Origin of the sequence: Saccharothrix sp. ST-888, from assembly GCF_000955975.1 — a bacterium.
GTDB lineage: Bacteria > Actinomycetota > Actinomycetes > Streptomycetales > Streptomycetaceae > Kitasatospora.
The window spans coordinates 1-337 of sequence record NZ_JYJF01000684.1 but is presented as its reverse complement, the minus strand read 5'-3'; the positions used below and the strand labels follow the sequence as shown (position 1 = coordinate 337).

The following is a 337-nucleotide window of genomic DNA, read 5'->3' as shown; positions in this document are numbered from 1 at the left end:
CCACCAGGCAGTCTGGGTGCTCGTCGGCGGCCACCCTGACCAGGCCCCGTGTTCCGGCCTGGGCGAGGTCGCGCACGCCGTCGAGCGCAACCGCGCCCCTGGGGACGACCACCAGGCGCGCGCCCTCGGAGGCCGCGGCGACGCGCTGTTGGAGCGTCCCGAGCGCCCGGTGCACGATCTCCCGGGCGGCGGCCGGAGGATCCGTGGCGGGGGCCGGAGGTAAGGTCACGGTGTCCGGCCGGAGGTCCGTCCCGGCGGCCGTAGGGACCGGCACCCAGTCCAGTTCGAACAGGTCGCCGGCGCCCGGGGCGGCCGCGCTCAGCTGCTCGGCGGACAC

At 77.4% G+C, this 337-nt stretch carries 1 protein-coding gene; it reads right to left on the bottom strand.

Annotation, left to right across the window (positions count from 1 at the left end; all coding sequences use genetic code 11):
* Window positions 1-337 (bottom strand): hypothetical protein (locus UK12_RS42275; RefSeq protein WP_045307121.1); only part of this gene is annotated, 337 nt, incomplete at both ends.